This is a genomic window from Nonomuraea sp. NPDC048882, assembly GCF_040649755.1.
Lineage (GTDB): Bacteria > Actinomycetota > Actinomycetes > Streptosporangiales > Streptosporangiaceae > Nonomuraea > Nonomuraea maheshkhaliensis.
On the sequence record NZ_JBEZGB010000024.1, the window covers coordinates 1 to 14,981 of the forward strand.

Annotated in this window: 16 protein-coding genes; 9 read left to right on the plus strand and 7 right to left on the minus strand. The window is 71.9% G+C overall.

The features are described from left to right. Positions 1 to 94: 94 nt before the first annotated feature. On the minus strand, positions 95 to 982 hold the full coding sequence (locus tag AB0C27_RS49030; RefSeq protein ID WP_357860725.1) for a LysR family transcriptional regulator: 888 nt from the start codon (positions 980 to 982) through the stop codon (positions 95 to 97). 80 nt (positions 983 to 1,062) lie between these two features. Between AB0C27_RS49030 and AB0C27_RS49035 the strand changes: the two genes are divergently transcribed. Beyond that, positions 1,063 to 2,313, plus strand: a complete 1,251-nt coding sequence (locus tag AB0C27_RS49035; RefSeq protein WP_357860728.1) for an MFS transporter — start codon at positions 1,063 to 1,065, stop codon at positions 2,311 to 2,313. Positions 2,314 to 2,315: 2 nt separating this feature from the next. Beyond that, complete coding sequence (locus AB0C27_RS49040) at positions 2,316 to 3,200, plus strand: SDR family oxidoreductase (RefSeq protein WP_357860731.1); 885 nt, start codon at positions 2,316 to 2,318, stop codon at positions 3,198 to 3,200. Between the two features lie 25 nt (positions 3,201 to 3,225). Here the strand turns inward: AB0C27_RS49040 and AB0C27_RS49045 are convergent, their stop codons facing one another. The 4 genes from AB0C27_RS49045 to AB0C27_RS49060 all read right to left on the minus strand — a co-directional run bounded on the left by AB0C27_RS49045 (position 3,226) and on the right by AB0C27_RS49060 (position 8,630). Further along, positions 3,226 to 4,170, minus strand: a complete 945-nt coding sequence (locus AB0C27_RS49045; RefSeq protein ID WP_357860734.1) for a phosphotransferase — start codon at positions 4,168 to 4,170, stop codon at positions 3,226 to 3,228. Positions 4,171 to 4,468: 298 nt separating this feature from the next. Beyond that, positions 4,469 to 4,966, minus strand: coding sequence for a GNAT family N-acetyltransferase (locus AB0C27_RS49050; RefSeq protein WP_357860737.1), 498 nt, complete (start codon positions 4,964 to 4,966; stop codon positions 4,469 to 4,471). Between the two features lie 53 nt (positions 4,967 to 5,019). Continuing rightward, entirely contained in the window at positions 5,020 to 6,219 is a 1,200-nt protein-coding gene (locus AB0C27_RS49055; RefSeq protein ID WP_357860740.1) for an Ig-like domain-containing protein, read from the minus strand. A gap of 167 nt (positions 6,220 to 6,386) precedes the next feature. Beyond that, complete coding sequence (locus AB0C27_RS49060; protein WP_357860743.1) at positions 6,387 to 8,630, minus strand: ATP-dependent RecD-like DNA helicase; 2,244 nt, start codon at positions 8,628 to 8,630, stop codon at positions 6,387 to 6,389. Between the two features lie 185 nt (positions 8,631 to 8,815). On the opposite strand from AB0C27_RS49060, the gene AB0C27_RS49065 reads away from it, so the two are divergent. From AB0C27_RS49065 to AB0C27_RS49095, 7 genes are all read left to right on the plus strand, one after another. After that, the gene (locus AB0C27_RS49065; RefSeq protein WP_357860746.1) at positions 8,816 to 9,634 is read left to right on the plus strand and encodes an alpha/beta hydrolase; all 819 of its coding nucleotides are present in this window, start codon (positions 8,816 to 8,818) and stop codon (positions 9,632 to 9,634) included. A gap of 31 nt (positions 9,635 to 9,665) precedes the next feature. Then, positions 9,666 to 10,514 (plus strand): helix-turn-helix domain-containing protein, encoded by an 849-nt coding sequence (locus AB0C27_RS49070; RefSeq protein WP_357861134.1) that lies wholly within the window; start codon positions 9,666 to 9,668, stop codon positions 10,512 to 10,514. Between the two features lie 156 nt (positions 10,515 to 10,670). Further along, positions 10,671 to 11,066, plus strand: a complete 396-nt coding sequence (locus AB0C27_RS49075) for a hypothetical protein (RefSeq protein ID WP_357860748.1) — start codon at positions 10,671 to 10,673, stop codon at positions 11,064 to 11,066. A gap of 51 nt (positions 11,067 to 11,117) precedes the next feature. Continuing rightward, the gene (locus AB0C27_RS49080) at positions 11,118 to 11,303 is read left to right on the plus strand and encodes a hypothetical protein (protein ID WP_357860751.1); all 186 of its coding nucleotides are present in this window, start codon (positions 11,118 to 11,120) and stop codon (positions 11,301 to 11,303) included. A gap of 37 nt (positions 11,304 to 11,340) precedes the next feature. After that, positions 11,341 to 12,447: a hypothetical protein gene (locus AB0C27_RS49085; RefSeq protein ID WP_357860754.1), complete on the plus strand. Its 1,107-nt coding sequence runs from the start codon at positions 11,341 to 11,343 to the stop codon at positions 12,445 to 12,447. 95 nt (positions 12,448 to 12,542) lie between these two features. Beyond that, entirely contained in the window at positions 12,543 to 12,944 is a 402-nt protein-coding gene (locus AB0C27_RS49090; RefSeq protein WP_357860756.1) for a VOC family protein, read from the plus strand. 92 nt (positions 12,945 to 13,036) lie between these two features. Continuing rightward, positions 13,037 to 13,231, plus strand: a complete 195-nt coding sequence (locus tag AB0C27_RS49095) for a CsbD family protein (RefSeq protein WP_357860759.1) — start codon at positions 13,037 to 13,039, stop codon at positions 13,229 to 13,231. A gap of 29 nt (positions 13,232 to 13,260) precedes the next feature. Here AB0C27_RS49095 and AB0C27_RS49100 read toward each other — a convergent pair whose 3' ends face one another. Then, on the minus strand, positions 13,261 to 14,208 hold the full coding sequence (locus tag AB0C27_RS49100; protein WP_357860762.1) for an aminoglycoside phosphotransferase family protein: 948 nt from the start codon (positions 14,206 to 14,208) through the stop codon (positions 13,261 to 13,263). 74 nt (positions 14,209 to 14,282) lie between these two features. Further along, positions 14,283 to 14,825 carry an AAA family ATPase gene (locus tag AB0C27_RS49105; RefSeq protein WP_357860764.1) on the minus strand — a complete coding sequence of 181 codons (543 nt, stop codon included), beginning with the start codon at positions 14,823 to 14,825 and terminating at the stop codon, positions 14,283 to 14,285. Positions 14,826 to 14,981: the final 156 nt, after the last annotated feature.

Below are 14,981 nucleotides of genomic sequence, written 5' to 3' on the forward strand. Positions count from 1 at the left end.
ACCCCGATCAGCTTCTGGCAGTTCACCAAGTACGGCCTGATCGTCACCGCGGTCACCGTCACGCTCGTCGCCCCGTACCTGTGGCTGCGCTACCTCATGTGAGCCCATCGTCGGCCGGCACGCCCAGAGCGGACAGGAAGGCCACGGCGGCGGGGGACGGCTGGTGCCGGCTCCAGATGAGGTGCTCCATGCGGGCCGGGGCGTCGCTGAGCCGGACGACGGGCAGGTCGGGAAGCTGCGTCACGAACGCCTCCGGCAGCATCCCGATCCCCAGCCCCAGCCGGATCAGGCGAGCCATGAAGTCGGGGGTCGACACCTCGAAGGCGACCTCGCGCGCGATCCCGGCCGCGGCGAAGGCCTCGTCGGACTGGATCCGCCCGGCGGTGCCGGCGGGGAAGTCGACGAACGGCTCATCGGCCAGCCTGCTCAGCGTCACCCGATCCTCGCCGGCCAGCCGATGGCCGGGCGTGACCACGGCGACGAGGTCGCCGCGGGCCAGCTCGCGGCCGCGCACGCCCTTGGGCCGGGCACCCGGAGGCAGCCCCAGGAAGGCGACGTCCAGCGTGCCCTGACGGACACGTTCGACGAACTCCTCGCTCGCGCCCGAGCGCAGGCTGATCCGCACCTGGCGGTGCCGCTCGTGGAAGTGCCGCAGCACGAGCGGCAGGTCGACCGCCGTGACCGTGGGGATGGCGCCGATGGCCAGCCGGCCGCGGATCTCGCCCGCGGCGGCGGCCACCTCCGCCCGGGCCCGGTCGGCGGCGTCGAGCGCCTGGCGGGCGGCGGGCAGGAACGCCTCGCCCGCCGGGGTCAGCAGGACGCGGCGGCTGGTGCGGTCGAACAGCCTGGCGCCCAGCTCGCGCTCCAGCCGCGCGATCTGATGGCTCAGCGCCGACTGCACGACCATGCACCGCTCGGCGGCGCGGGTGAAGTTGCTCGTCTCGGCGACGGCGACGACGTAACGCATCTGCTGAAGCTCCACCCATCAATCGTGAACCACGATCGATCCGATGACAAACATGTGTTGGACTCATCGATCGCCGGTGCCCGAGGCTGGGACGCATGACGACGACACCCCACCCCGGCGGCCTGTCGCGCTGGTTGCTGCTGCTGATGTCGGCGGCGACCGGGCTGGCGGTCGCGGGCAACTACTTCGCGCAGCCGCTGCTCGACCTGATCGGCCGCGACCTCGGCCTCGGGCCCGCGAGCGCGGCCCTGCTCGTGACGGCCGCGCAGGCCGGGTACGCGCTGGGGCTGATCCTGTTGGTGCCGCTCGGCGACCTGATGGAGCGGCGCCGGCTCGCCGTGGCGCTGTATGCGGCAACCGCGGTGTTCCTGCTGGTCTCGGCCACCGCGTCCGGCGGCACGGTGCTCATGATCAGCACGGCCCTGACCGGGCTGGCCTCGGTCGGGGCGCAGGTCGTGGTGCCGTTCGCGGCGACGCTGGCGGCCCCGGCCGAACGCGGCCGGGTGGTCGGCACCGTGATGACCGGATTGATCCTCGGCCTGCTGCTGGCCCGCACCGCGTCGGGAACCCTGTCGGAGCTGGGCGGCTGGCGGACGGTCTACTTCGCGGGCGCCGCCCTGATGGCGCTGACGGCCGTGCTGCTGCGCCTGTTCCTGCCCCGTCTCGGCGGCGACGGCGGGCGCCTGTCCTACCCGGCGCTGCTGCGCTCGACGGTGGCGATGTTCCGGCTGGAGCCGCTGCTGCGGTGGCGGGCGGGCATCGGCGCTCTGAGCCTTGCCTCCTTCAGCGTGCTGTGGACGGCGCTGACCTTCCTGCTGGCAGGCTCCCCGTACGCGTGGACGGAGCCGGCCATCGGTCTGTTCGGCCTGGTCGGCGCGGCGGGCGCGCTGACCGCCACGGTGGCGGGCAGGCTGGCCGACCGCGGCCTCGTGCAGGTCGTGACCGGCGCGGGAACGGTCCTGCTCGTGGCGTCCTGGCTCGCGATCGCCGCGGGGGCACGGTCGCTGGTGTGGCTGCTCGCCGGCGTGATCCTGCTCGATCTGGCGCACCAGGCGGTGCTCAACAGCAGCCAGAACGTCGTCTACGCGCTGCGGCCGCAGGCCCGTAACCGGATCAACTCCGCGTTCATGACCTCCTTCTTCGCCGGCGGCGCGATCGGCTCCGCGCTGACCTCGCTGGTCTGGGTGCACGCCGGTTGGAGCGGCGTGTGCGTCCTGGGCGGCGCGCTGTCGGCGGGGACCGTCGTGCTGTGGATCCTGGAACGCCTCACCACCGGCCGGCCCGCCGGCACACCCCCGCGGCCCGTGGCACACCCGGTGCCGGCCGGCTCGATCAAGGGAGATTGACCATGTCACGCACCGTGCTGATCACCGGAGCGACCGGATCCGTCTCCGGCGCGCTCATGAACGCGCTACCAGGCGCCGGCATCCGGCCGCGGGTGCTCGTCCGCGACGCCTCCAGAGCGCGAGGCCTGCGCGAACGCGGGGCCGAGGTGTTCGCCGGCGACCTGGGCGACGCCCGGTCGCTGCCGCCCGCCTTCGAGGGCGTGCACGACCTGTGGCTGCTCACCCCGAACGGCCCGCGCGCCCCCGAGCACAGCAGTAACGCGCTCTGGGCCGCTCGTCAGGCCGGGGTGGAGCGCGTGGTGCGCTTGTCGGCGATCGGCGCCGCGTACGACGCGCCGAACCGCAGCGGCCGCCTGCACGCGCTGTCGGACCAGGAACTAGAGCGCTCGGGCCTGCGCTGGACGATTCTGCGCCCGCACTGGTTCATGCAGAACCTGCTGAACGAGGCCGGCGACATCACCGCCACCGGCACGTTCGCGCTGAACATGGGCGCGGCCCGAATCGGCATGATCGACGTGCGCGACGTCGCCGGGTGCGCCGCCCGAGTGCTCCTCGACGACCCCGGCCGCCACGACGGCAAGGTGTACACGCTCACCGGGCCGCGCTCGCTGACCTTCGACGAGGCGGCCGGCGCGCTGAGCCGCGTCCTCGGCCGGCCGGTCTCCTACCTGCCGGTGAGCGACGAGGCCAAGCGCAAGACGCTGCTCGGCCACGGCGTGCCGCTGTGGATCGCCGACATGCTGGAGGAGTACGCGCAGGCGTACGCCGGCGGCTGGGGAGACCTGGCCACCGGCACGGTGGCCACCCTGCTAGGCCGGGCACCGCACGACATCACCGCCTTCGCCCGCGACCACGCCACCGCCTTCACCCCGCCCGAGCCCCGCTGAAGCGCCCCAAACGCCCTTTGTCGGGTCAGCGAAGAGCGTTCAGCTCGTCGAGGGCGCGATGGCCGCGCGTGACCACCCCTGGAACGACATCGTGGCGCCCGTGACGGACGGGGACCTCGAGCATGAAAAGGATCTGTGCCGCTGCGAGCACCGCCGCCCCCTCCCAGCCGACCACGTCGAGGATTCTCGCCCACAGCCGCCTGCGGACACCGTCCAGCAGCCGATCCTGGAAGGTGTACCACACGAGGGCGGTGAGGTCAGTCGCCCGCGTGCCGCTGCCCGCGTTCCCGATATCCACGACCGCCACCACCGTTCCGTCACGGACCAGGATGTTGCCGGGGGTTGCGAGATCGGCATGGACCATGTCAGGTGCCTCTCGTGGTGGCAGGACGCCGGCACACACGAGCCGCAGGCGCTCGACCAAGGCCGACACCACGCAGGAATACCCCGAGAGCCCGGCCACGGACTGGCGCAGACGCGACTGCTCCGGCGTCTCGTCGACATCCAGCCCGGCGACAGCCGATTCCTGACCGGTGGCGACCCGCCAGGCGTACGACCAGTGGTCGTAGGGCTCGCAGGCTTGGCCGGCCTGGAGTTCGATGATCTCCATCAGCTGCTCGACGAGGGACGGGGTCAGCTCTGGCGCGGGAGCCGCGTCAACGAAGTCCATCAGATGCCATACATGAGTGGCTGTGGCCCCCACTCCGAGCCAGGCCGGGGTGGGATAGCCGCGCCTGCGCATGTGCTCGACCACCCTCTGGGCCCGCAACGTCTCATCCAGGTGGTCGGGGTGAGCCCGGGGCACTGCTTTGAGCACCGCATCCGCCCCTCCGGCCAACCGGACACGCACGGCACCCCCATTGACGCCTGCCGGAAGGCGACCGAGAAGAGTGACCTCTGCCCCGACCACGCCGGCCACGTCGTCCAGGACCTCGGCCGGCAGCTCTTCGGGATGGGTGCCCTGATTCATCGGCTCGACCTCGACATTTCAGCGCATGGACAGAGAGCTGGTTGGCACTCGGTGGCAACTTCGGCAGTACCGGGCCGTGAAGCCGGCGCCCTTGTCTGGCAGTGTTCGCGGTGGCGGAAGCTTCGAGACATCAGATCATGAAACAGGTCTCGGCCCGGCCTGTCATCCGGATTTCTTCCCCTCGGGCTTCCCGGCGCGTTCGAGCGGAAAAGGTGCGCGGGCCGCAGCGTCTGCCACTTCAGACATTTGGCAATCAGGCCCAGATGATCCGAGCGGGTCTGATCGCGTTTGCCGGTCGTCACAGGTGGCGGTGCAGGAGCATTCCGGGCCACTCGCCCACGGTGAACGGGGCCGAGCGGGTGAAGCCGCAGCTCTCGTAGTAGGCGACCAGGCGGCCGTCGTCGCCGGCGTAGCAGTCCACCCGCACCAGGCCGACCCCCCGCTCACGGGCCTCGCCGAAGGCCCACTCCAGCAGGGCCCGGCCGACGCCGTGGCCGGCGTGGTCGCGGTCGGTCACCAGGGCCTGCACGTAGAGTTCGGGCTCGGCGGCGGGGGTGACGTAGCTGTGGGCGGGCCCGACGCTGATGCAGCCGGCGGGGCGGCCGTCGCGTTCGGCGATGCGCAGGCCGCCGCCGGCCAGCCAGGAGGCGACCTGCTCGGTGCGGCGGGTGTCGCCGGTGAAGGGCCGCTCGCCCCACTGGCCGGTGCGGCCGCGGGCGGACAACCAGGTGACGGCGCTGTCGAACATGGCCAGAACCGTGGCGACGTCGCCGTCCCGGCCGGGGCGGATGTGCATGATCAGGTGATTTCCTTACCCAGGGTGCCCGCCGTCTGTCCCGTACGGGAGCGTCAGGCCTTGCTGCTCTTCAGGGCGCTGCCCTTCTTCCACTGCGAGAACGACATCTGCCAGAAGCCCCAGCCGTTGTTCCACTCCAGCTCGCGGTCGGTGCCGGTGATGTCGACGACGTCGCCGCGCTGGAAGTGGTCGTAGTACCACTTGGCCTGGTCGGGCCGGGCGTTGACGCAGCCGTGGCTGACGTTGCGCACCCCCTGGGCCCAGACGTTGTTCTTGGCGTGGACGTACTCGCCGGAGTTGGAGATCCGCACCGCGTGGTCGATCATGACGTCGTAGTAGCCGGGATCGCCCTTCTTACGGCCGGGCGAGATCATGCGCACGGGACTGCCGCGTTCCATCGTCAGGTGCACGCCGGAGGTCGTGGTGTATTCGCGGGTGGTGGCCATGCCGGCGCTGATGCGCATCGTCTGCACCCGCTTGCCGTCGCGGTAGACGTACATCATGTGCTTGGCGACGTCGACCTTGCTGATCTGCTTGGCGCCGATCTTCAGGTCCGCGGTGTAGTCCTTGGTCCCGTACAGGCCCTTGCCGGCCTTGATGCCGGTGATGTTGGCGTTGAAGGTGACCTTCTGGTGGGCCGGCCAGTACTTGGCGGTGCGGTAGATGACGACGGTGTCGTTGATCCACCGCCAGGCGCCCGCGACGGGCTTTTCCGCCTCGACCTCCAGGGCGCGCTCGATGGTGGCCTTGTTGCTCACCGGCTGGTTGAAGGTCACGATGATGGGCGCGCCGACGCCGAGCTTCTCGCCCTTGGCGTTGGGGGTGACGTCGGCGACCTGCAGCGAACGCTCGGGCTTGGCCGTGGTGAACGTGCTGCTGGCGGTGGTGGCGCCGGCCGTGGCCGAGACGCTGTAGCTGGTGGACGGCTTCAGCGCGGTCTTGGAGACCCACCGCGTCTTGTCGGTGTTGTACTTGCCGTCCAGCTGCTCGCCGTCGGCCTCGACGACCACGTTCTCCAGGGCGCCGCCGGCGGCGGTGACGACGACCTTCTTGTCCGGGTGGACCTTGGACGTGCCCTCCGCGGGACTGATCTTGACGGTGGGGGCCTGCGGGGTGGCCACGGTGGTGCCTTCAGGGGAGTCGGGGCCCGCGGGCGTCGCGGGACCGGCGCCAGAGCATGACGCGGTCAGCGCTGCGGCCGTGAGCAGCGCGGCTGCGGTGGCGGGCTTCCTCCAAGCAGTCGCAACGTTCAAGATTGTCCTCTCCCCATGAGTACCAAAAGGCACCCCAAAAACCTTAATGCTCCTACATGTAGGACGCGAAATCATTCGAGAGAGTTCGATCACATTTCAATTACTTCTTGACCGCCGGGCGGGCGGCACCCCGTCCCTGGGGGTGCCCGTGCAGGTCAGAGCGCGGGTCAGGCCGTGGCCCGGGCCCGGTCGAGGCGGTGGGTCAGGCCGGTGTGACGGCGGCCCGCCCCCTTCGTCCGTACGGCCTGCGCCAGCGCCCGACGCGAGCCGACGATCACGACGAGTTTCTTGGCCCGCGTGATGGCGGTGTAGAGGAGGTTGCGCTGCAGCATCATCCACGCGCTGGTGGCCAGCGGGATGACCACGGCGGGGTACTCGCTGCCCTGGGAGCGGTGGATGGAGACGGCGTAGGCGTGGGCGAGCTCGTCGAGTTCGTCGAAGGCGTAGTCGACCGACTCCTCCTCGTCGGTCAGGACGGTCAGCTTGTGCTCGTCGGGCCGGATGTCGGTGACGATCCCGACCGTGCCGTTGAACACCCCGGCCGCGCCCTTGTCGTAGTTGTTGCGCAACTGGGTGACCTTGTCGCCGACACGGAAGACGCGGCCGCCGTACCGGCGCTCCGGCATGCCCTCCCTGGCCGGGGTGAGTGACTCCTGCAGCGCCGTGTTGAGCGCGCCGGCGCCGGCGGCGCCGCGGTGCATGGGGGCCAGCACCTGCACGTCGCGGCGCGGGTCGAGGCGGAAGCGCCGGGGGATGCGGCGAGCCACGACGTCCACGGTGAGGGCGGCGATCTCCTCCGGCTCCTCGCACGGGAACAGGAAGAAGTCCTGCATGCCCTCCAGCACGGGGTGGCGGCCGGTGTTGACCCGGTGGGCGTTGACCACGACCCCCGACTCCTGGGCCTGGCGGAAGATCTGCGTCAGCCGTACGCGCGGCACGTCCTCGGCGGCCAGCAGATCCTTCAGCACCTCGCCCGCGCCGACCGACGGCAGCTGATCGACGTCGCCGACGAACAGCAGGTGGGCGCCGGGCGCGACGGCCTTGACGAGCTTGTTGGCCAGCAGCAGGTCCAGCATGGACGCCTCGTCGACGACCACCAGGTCGGCGTCGAGGGGGTTGTCGCGGTCGAACGTGGCCTCGCCGCCCGGCCGCAGCTGCAGCAGCCGGTGCACGGTGGTGGCCTCGTGGCCGGTCAGCTCGGCCAGGCGCTTGGCCGCCCGGCCGGTGGGCGCGGCCAGGATGACCTTGGCGCGCTTGGCGCGGGCCAGCAGCACGATGGAGCGCACGGTGAAGCTCTTGCCGCAGCCCGGCCCGCCGGTCAGCACCGCGACCTTCTCGGTCAGGGCCAGCCGGACCGCCTGGCGCTGCTCGGCGGCCAGCTCGGCGCCGGTCTTGCCGTGCAGCCACGTCTCGGCCCGCTCCCAGTCGACGTCGGCGAACGCCTTGAGCCGGTCGTGGCCGCCGTTCAGCAGCGACAGCAGGCCGGAGGCCAGCGACATCTCGGCGCGGTGGAAGGGCGGCAGGTAGACGGCCGGCACCAGGTTGTCGCCGGCGGGGATCTGCTCGCGGACGACGCCCTCGTCGGCGACCAGCTCCTCCAGGCAGGAGGCGACCAGGTCGGCGGGCACCTCCAGAATCTTGACCGCGTCGCCGACGAGGTTGGGGGCCGGCAGATAGCAGTGGCCGTCGTCGGCCGCCTGCGACAGCGTGTAACGCAGGCCGGCCTTGACCCGCTCGGGGCTGTCGTGCGGGATGCCGACGGCCTGCGCGATCGTGTCGGCGGTCTTGAACCCGATCCCCCACACGTCGTCGGCCAGCTGGTACGGGTGGCTCCTGACGACGGAGATGGAGGTGTCGCCGTACTGCTTGAAGATGCGCACCGCGATCGAGGTGGACACCCCGACCCCCTGAAGGAAGATCATCACCTCTTTGATGATCTTCTGCTCCTCCCAGGCGGCGGCGATCATCTTCGTCCGCTTGGGACCGAGACCGGGCACCTCGACCAGGCGCTCGGGCTGCTGCTCGATCACCTCAAGGGTGCCGGTGCCGAAGTGGTCGACGATCCGCTCGGCCATCTTGGGGCCGATGCCCTTGATCAGCCCGGAGCCGAGGTAGCGGCGGATGCCCTGCACGGTGGCCGGCAGCACGGTGGTGTAGGACATCACCTCGAACTGGCGGCCGTAGCGGGGGTGGGAGGTCCACCGGCCGTGCAGCCGCAGCGACTCGCCGACCTGCGCGCCGAGCAGCGGCCCAACGACGGTCAGCAGGTCGGCGCCGGTGCGCTCGGTGGCCACGCGGGCGATCGTGTAGCCGGTCTCCTCATTCGCGTAGGTCACGCGTTCGAGCACGGCGTCGAGCGTCGTACCGGCGATCCTCGAGCCCTCGTCCGGGCTCCCCACGGGCCTCCCCACACCGAGGAGACTAGGGCAGATCTTGCTCCCCGCGACACCCGGCCCCGGCCGCCGGTCCGGCGATCGGCCATCAGCACGTGCTCAGCGCCCCCTCGCCACCCCCTGCCACCCCGCGCCGCCGGCCTGCGGTTGCGCGGGAACAAATCTCCAAGACCGGCGGCCGGCCGCCCGTGCACACTCGGCGCATGAGTGAGCTTTTGCGGGGGATGCACGTCGTCATGGACGGGCCGCGGCAGGCGCCGCCGGTGTTGCTCGTCCACGGATCGGGAGCCTGCGGCGGCTTCTGGAGCCCCATGGTGCCGGCGCTGGCCGCCCGTCATCATGTCATCCGGGTCGATCTGCCGGGCTGCGGCAAGTCCCCCCACCCGCCCCCGTCCTCGCCGTCGTACGACGTGCCGGCGCAGGCGGGACAGGTGGCGGCGCTGCTGGACGACCTCGGCCTGCGCCACGTCGCCGTGGCCGGGCACTCCAGCGGCGGATACATCGCCACCGCGCTGGCCGAGCGGCGGCCCGACCTCGTGGGCTCGCTCGCGTTGATCAGCGCCGGCCCGCGCCCGGACGCGCTGCTGCGCCAGCCGCTCATCCTGCGGGCGCTGCTGGCCCCGCCCCTGGGGCCGATCCTGTGGGCGAGGCGTTCCGACGCGATGATCCGCAAAGGGATCGGCGCGACGGCCGTGCGCCCCATCAGCCTGCCCGACGACGTGGTCGCCGACCTGCGCGGCATCACCTACCCCGCGATGCGGACCGTGCTGCGCGCCAACACCGCCTACATCGCCGAGCGGAGCCTGCCGGCGCGGCTGGCCGCCCTCCGGCTCCCCCTGCTGGTGATCTTCGGCGCCGCCGACCCGCGCTGGGATCCGTCGTCGGCGCATCTGTACGACGCCGTACCGGACGCCCGGATCGAACTGCTGCCCGGCGTCGGGCACCTGCCCATGATGGAAGCACCGGAGACGACCGGCGAACTGCTGCTGAGCTTCACGGCCACGAGCCGGTGGCGAGCCTGACCCCGATGCCTAGACTGACGCCGTGACGCTGATGGGGACGCCGTCCGGCCGGGTGTGGGTGGACGTCGTGCTCCCGCGCCCGTCGCTCCGGCTGCCCGGGGTCGGTATGGCCGGGTTCCGCCATCGCGCGCCGGGCCCGGTCGACATCCCCATGGTCGCGCACCCGTCCGTCACGCTGCTCGTCGATCTGAGCGACGGAGCCGGCGCCGTCTACGAGACCCCCGGCCGGCGCGAGCGCGGCAGCGTCGTCGTCGGGCTCCTGCCCGGCGAGCTCCGGGCCACCGGCCGGGGAGCCGGTCAGGTGCTCCAGATCCGGCTGGAGCCGGTCGCGGCGGCGGCGCTGTTCGGGGCGCCGGCCGAGCTGGCCGGGACGGTGACCGCCCTTGAGGACGTCTGGGGCCGCGACGCCGAGGACCGGCTGCGCGCGGCCGCCTCGTGGGACGAACGCTTCACGATCGCCGCGGACCTCCTCGGCCGCCGGCTGGGCGCACACCCGCCGGTCGATCCGCAGGTCGCCCACACCTGGCACCGCACGATCGCCGGCCGGGGACGGGTCCGGGTCGACGGACTGGCGGACGAGGTCGGCTGGAGCCGCAAGCGCCTGTGGTCCCGGTTCCGGTCCCAGCTCGGCATCACCCCCAAACGCGCCGCCCGGCTGGTGCGCTTCGACCACGCCGCCCACCTGCTCGCGGCGGGCCACCCCGCCGCCCGCGTCGCCACCGAGAGCGGCTACGCCGACCAGTCCCACCTCCACCACGAGATCATGACGTTCACCGGGCTCACCCCCACGGCCCTGGCCGCCGCGCCGTGGCTCGCGATCGACGACGTCGCCTGGCCGGCCTCCTCGCCGGCCCGGCGCCCGGCGGCCGTGCGTAGGTGACCACCGGTTCACCACCCCGCACCACCGGGTTCACCACCCCACCGCCCCTCACCCGCACCGGCGCACGCTCACAGGCCTGGTTCAGGCTGCACGGGTGTGGCAAAGTGGCGCCACCAAGATCGAACCCGCCCACCGGACCCACCCCTGAGGACCTCGTTGGACAGCCACCGTTGCGCCCGCCCCGACTCGGCCGGCGACGCCGAGCCATGGCGGTGCCCCGAATGCGGCATGGTGTGGGAGGCCCTCTCCCCCACCCCGGTCACGGCACCGCCGGCCGCCACCCCCGAACCGCGGAAACGCACCTTCGGCACGCCCGCCATCCTCACCTTCGTGGCCATCGGCGCGGGCACCCTCTGGTTCGGGCTGGACGCCGTGTTGTCTTCTTCCGCGGAGGCGGGCATCGGCGTCTTCGTCGTTCTGGTGTTCGTCGCCGTGGTGGTCGCCCGGTGGCAGGATGCCCGGGCGAAGAACGAATATCCCCGATGCCCCGACTGCGGCGGGTACATCGTTCCAGGACACGAAGACGGCACCCCGTCCCCCGGCACAGGCTGACGGGTTCCGCTCCTGTCCTGCCGGGCGTACCCTGTGGGCACCATCACGATCATGTTCGTAGCGCCTGGAGGCCGCGTGCAGGGGGTGGTCGACGCGCTCTTCGAGCGGGCGTACGAGATCTGGCCGTCCTACGGGCCCGCGGTCGTGCTGGCACCGCTGGTGATCAGCGTGTTCCTCGGCCCCCCGGGGCCGTCGTGCTCTACCTGCTCACCGTGCTGCTCGTCACCGCCTGCGTGATCAGGCCGATGGCCTTCTCACCACGTTCGCCAAGAGGATGAGCGCCCAGGAGCGCCGCGCGGCGGAGCCGGCTGATGATCCCCAGCCCGCGGAGATCCGGCGGGACGGAATGTTCGCGTTGTGGGCGGGGTGGCTGGGGTGCCTGCTGGGAGCGGCCACCACGGTGGCGGCGGAGTGGTACGTGCTGAGCGCGCTTCCCGGCGATCCACGATTGCTCAGCTCCGGGCTGGACCCGGGGCCGCTTCTCGTCGCTTCTCTCGCCGGAACCGCCGGAATGTACGCTTTCGCGCGAGGCGAGAACCTTCGCTGGATGGGCCAGATCATGCTGTCCCGGATCTACGCCTACCGGCGTGAGCACGGGTTCCCCTCGCCGACGGAGAGCCTCGCCGCGCTGAACCGCTCGCTGCCCCCGCAGGCGCGCCGGACGGGTGTCGGGTTGATGGCCCTGGGCGGGCTGGGAGCCTGCGGCTTGGGCTGCGCCGGAATCACGGTGGGTCTGCGGTACACCTGGGAACTCCTCGTGGGCGAAGGGGTGTCGCCGCTGGTCTCCGTCGTCCCGCTGTTCGCCGGGATCGTGCTGCTGGCGACAGGAAACGGCCTGCTTCGCGTGGGTGGCCGGCACGTCCCGCACATCATCTCCTCGCCGAAGGAGCTGGTGGCGGGCTTGTACGCCGGCAAGCCGGAGGAGCGGCGCATCGCCGACATGCTCACGTGGGCGGGGCTGCCGTTGAGTGTGGGACGACCGGGAGAGCGAGCGCCGTACGTCGGCGTTCCGCGCGTGTACCTGCCCTTTCACGGCTGGCAGGAGCCGATGCGGGAGATGATGCGCGGCGCGAGCGTCGTCGTCCTCGTGCTTGGTCACGGCGCGGGAACCCTGTGGGAACTGGGCGAGGCGATGCGGACGCTCGCGCCGCAGCGGCTGCTGCTGCTCGTGACCATGTCCCGGCGGGAGTACGACCGGTGCAGGGAGGTCGTGGAGGCCGGGTTGCGGCAACGGGCCGAGAAGGTGCGGCGCGAGACGGGAGCCCGCTGGACACCTCCGCCGCTCCCCGGCTACGTCCTGGGAGCTCTCGACCGGAGCATGTGGCCCGCCGTGGTCCAGCTCACCGACTACGAGCTGCGAACCGGCAAGAGACACGGCTGACGCCTGAACGAGAAGGTCCCCGGGCAGGACATCACGCGATGAGATAGCCGGGCCCGCCGCTGATCCGGGCTCGTCGCCGAAAGGAACTGATCGTCATGCCCCCTCGTCTCCAGCTGACCTCCGTGACCGTCGGCACGTCGCAGCCGCGTGAGCTCGCGCGCTTCTACGCCCGGCTGCTCGGCTGGCCCGTCACCGCGGAGGAAGGCCCGGACCAGGGCGAGCCGCAGGAGGCGGGGTGGGCGCAGATCCGGCAGCCGGACGGCGGGGCCGGCCTCACGGTCAACTTCGAGTGGGAACGCCACCACCAGCGGCCGGTGTGGCCCAGTGAGCCCGGCCGGCAGAACGCCTCCCAGCACCTCGACGTCAAGGTCGACGACCTGCCCGCCGCCGTGGCGTGGGCGCTGGAATGCGGGGCGGCCGAGGCCGGGTTCCAGCCGCAGCCCGACGTCCGCGTCATGCTCGACCCCGACGGGCATCCCTTCTGCCTCTACCTGTGATCGTCGGCCCCCGCGAGCGGGAGGCACGTTTCCGGCCTTCCCGCTCGGTTAGGACAAGGGCTCGCGGAGATTCGACCAGGAAAGGCACAGATATGAGCACCAACGACAAGATCCGTAACAAGGCTCAGGAGCTCAAGGGGCGGGCGAAGGAGAACGTCGGCGACGCCACCGGCGACGAGCGGCTGCGCGCCGAAGGGCGCGCCGACCAGACCGAGGGCGGCCTGAAGCAGGCCGGCGAGAAGGTCAAGGACGCGGGCAAGAAGGTGAAGGACGCCTTCAAGAAGTGACCGCCGAGCCGCCGCGTCTTGCCGGGGGGTCAGGCCAGCGCGGGCCAGGGGGCCGGCGGGCCTGAGGCGAAGAAACGCAGCAGCCCGAGCAGCCGGCCGGCCGCGGGGGCGCTCCAGTGGCGCTCACCCGGATGCGGGACGGGGTCGGCCAGCCGACCCAGGGCCCACGTGAGGTGGTACCACAACACGCGGGCCTCCCACCCCGGCACGTCCGTCTCGCCGGATTCCTCCCGGTAGCCGGCCAGCACCGCCGGGACACCGGTGAGCGGCACCTTGGCGAAGTCGACGGCCGCGTCCGCCCACTGCGCGTCACCCCAGTCCACGATCCCGGAGAGACGGGACGTCTCCGGGTTGACGAGCAGGTTCTGTGGCGCGAGGTCGCCGTGAACCAGGACGAGGGGCCGGTCGGCGGGCAGGTGCGCCGACAGGCGGCCGGCCCAGCCGGTCAGCCAGCGGGCGGCCTCGGCGTCGATCCAGCCGCCCGCGTGAAGGTTCTCGACGAGGGCCGGCGCGTCCACGGCGCCGTCCGCCACGGGCACGGTGGCCAGGGCTGGCCCGGCGGTCCTGCGTACGCGGTGCAGCCGGGCCAGCTCCCGTCCGACCTGGCGCAGGACGCCGGCGGCGCGGCCGTCAGGCAGGTCGAGGCGCGCGAGGTCGTCGCCGTGCGCCCGCTCCAGCACCATGTACGGCACGTCCACCACCGAGCGCGAGTCGTCGAAGGCGACGAGCCGCGGCGTCCGCACCCCCGCGCGCACGGCCACGGGGATGACCTCGGCCTCCTTGACCAGGTCCGCGACGAAGCGCTCGCCTCGCGGGATACGGACGACCAGCTCCTCGCCCAGCAGGAAGGCGTGGTTGGCCACCCCGGGCGGAAGCGGCCGGATCCTTCCGCCGGCCCCGTGCAGGGCGGCGATCGCCGCCAGGGTTTCGGCGCTCGGCTCCTGGCCCGACATCGGCAGCGACATGGGCATGGGCATGGCCGAGCATGTTGGCACAGGCGGCGCGGATCCGTCTCCTGCTTTTCCGCAGGACCCCGGGCGGCGCCGCCGTCTCAGCCGGCGCCCACGGCGGCCTCGATCACCGCCACCCGCCCGGCCACGGGCCCGGCCGGCACGTCCACGATCCGATAGCCGAAGGTCCGGTACGTCTCCTCGTGCAGCCGCTCGAACACCAGCGACTCCTCGAAACCGATCCGGCGGGCCGCGGTCGGCTCGCAGAACCCGAGATTGCGCACGAAGAACACCTCACGCTCGTAGACCCGTTCACGGGTGATCCGGTCGATCTCGGCCGACAGCGCCGGGGAGATCGGATGGCCGACGAAGATGCTCAGAGCGTGCGTGCAGATGGGCGAACGGTCGAAGAACTGCCACCCCCGCCGAGCCGCGCCGGGAAGGAGCGTCGCCTGCCGCTGCACGGCCACGACCTGGTCGACGAAGGACGGCCGCGTCCACGGCTCGGCCTCGCCGCGCGCCTGCTCGGCCGCGATCACCGCCGTGGCGGCCTCCTCCACCGTCGCGTGGCCGAGGGCGGCCAGGCGGTGCAGGATCGTCGTCTTTCCGGAACCGGGGGTTCCGGTGAGGATGTAACGCTTCATCGTCGTACGGGCTGCCTTCCAGGCACACGAACAGGAAAGAGAAAAAGGGGAAGGCCGGACGCCACCACCAGGAGAACCCCGGGCCGGGCGGAATCGCCACGCGCGGCCACCAGCAAGAGCTCGTCCTCAACCTACACCCGCCGCGAACGGCTCGCG